Below are 1847 nucleotides of genomic sequence, written 5' to 3' on the forward strand. Positions count from 1 at the left end.
TATTGCACAATTCACTATATTGTATATTTGCTACTTTTTGAGATTTTTTAATTCGAATGTGAAAACAAATACCATTATTGTATCGTGGAATCATACGATTGGTAATGTTATTTTGGCTTCTGAAATGATGATGAAAAAACTTGTTCTTCTTTGTGAAGATGACTTTGTTGATCTTAATAAAAATATCATTCAAAAAATTTTTACGAATCATTTTTCTGAATTGTTGGAAGACCCTGAAATCATTCAAAAACCTCTTCGTCCTTGCGTTTATTCTAATGTTGAGCGTATGGTCAAGTGCAGAGCGTCTGATGCCGGCTTTTCTCTTTTTGAATGTCCTCATTGCCATGACTTTAAAATCGTTCCTCATTCCTGTAAATCTAAATTTTGCACTTTGCGCACCTTTGGTGTAATTCTTGTGGTGTTAAATATGCTTCTCAACGTGCTGATACCATTAAATCTATCGTTCTAGATTTTCCTCATCGGCATGTCGTTCTTACTATTGCCGATAAGCTTCGCCAATTTTTTCAATATGACAGAAACCTACTGAATCTTTTATTTTCTGCCGCTACTGATACACTTTATAAAATTTTTGACTCCTTCGGTAAAAAAGATGATCATTTCAAAGCTGCTTTTATCATTACCCTACACACCTTTGGTCGTGATTTAAAATGGAATCCTCACGTGCACATCCTTCTTGCTGACGGTTATATTGATGAAGCTAATGTTTTTCATCGCCTAAAATTTATTTCATACACTGCTTTGCGTAAACGATGGATGACTACTCTTTTATATGCTTTGAGAGATCATATTGACGACAAATATAAATACTTGCTTAAAAGAATCACAAATATCCTTTATAAAAAATACGATAATGGTTTTTACGTTTATGCTCCTCCTACAAAATACAAAAATGTTGATGATGCTGTTGATTATGTTGTAAGATATGTCGGTAGACCTGTTATGGCTCAATCACGTATTACAGATTATGATCCTGTAAACAAGAATGTTTCCTATTGGTATGAACGTCATGATGATGGTGTAAGAGTTGATGTCTGTGAATCTGTTATTGATTTTATGAAGAAACTCATTCTTCATATTTCTGATAATCAGTTTAAAATGATTCGCTACTATGGTATTTATGCTTCTGTGAAAAGAAAAACCAGATCTCTTGTGAAGGTTATGACACAAAGGCTTTTTCGTGCTCCACTTTTCAAGAAAAACTAGAGAGATCTTCTCATACATACATTTCATCGTGATCCTTTACTTTGTCATTGTGGCCATTACATGGAGTTTTTGGAATGCTACGTTCCGTAGTTGAGGAGAGAGAACGATGTTAATGGAAACTGAATACCTTAAGATGAAGTGTAAAAAATGTGGATATGAAGAGTGGGCTGAAGCTGACATTGCCAATGAACTAGCTACCTACAATGGCAAGACTAAAAAATACGAAATACTACTTGGATGTCCAAAATGTAATGGAGTTATGATTTGGTATAATAAAGAGAGAAAATTTGAACAATGGGAATCTGGTTTTGATATTGATGATTTACCTTTTTGACCAGTTATTTTCATAATGTCTTTCAAAATCAAGATGTTATTTCAGGGAAACATTTTGATTTTTTCTTTTGTTTTCCTTTTAGAAGAACTTTCCTAGTAAATAAAAAATATTGTCATATCATCCTATTTATTCTATATTCACCTTATTTTTAGACATTTAAGTGATTCAAGATAGCGATGTTATGTTATCCACCAATTTGATCAACTGCCATTTTTAACTCTTCGATAGAATCATAATGAAACATCAAATCTGTCACAGAAGCTAACTGGTTCTCATTTAAACTTTCTAT

Annotated in this window: 3 protein-coding genes; all 3 read left to right on the forward strand. The window is 32.6% G+C overall.

The features are described from left to right. Positions 1–469 (forward strand): transposase zinc-binding domain-containing protein (locus tag UGRO018_RS17590; RefSeq protein WP_416327817.1); only part of this gene is annotated, 469 nt, incomplete at its 5' end. Beyond that, positions 385–1224 carry an IS91 family transposase gene (locus tag UGRO018_RS17595; protein ID WP_416327818.1) on the forward strand — a complete coding sequence of 280 codons (840 nt, stop codon included), beginning with the start codon at positions 385–387 and terminating at the stop codon, positions 1222–1224. The genes UGRO018_RS17590 and UGRO018_RS17595, both read left to right, overlap by 85 nt. 106 nt (positions 1225–1330) lie before the next feature. Further along, on the forward strand, positions 1331–1558 hold the full coding sequence (locus UGRO018_RS17600; protein ID WP_416327819.1) for a hypothetical protein: 228 nt from the start codon (positions 1331–1333) through the stop codon (positions 1556–1558). Positions 1559–1847 lie beyond the last annotated feature (289 nt).

Origin of the sequence: Hoskinsella mucinilytica, from assembly GCF_045223415.1 — a bacterium.
GTDB lineage: Bacteria > Bacillota_I > Bacilli_A > Erysipelotrichales > Erysipelotrichaceae > Hoskinsella > Hoskinsella mucinilytica.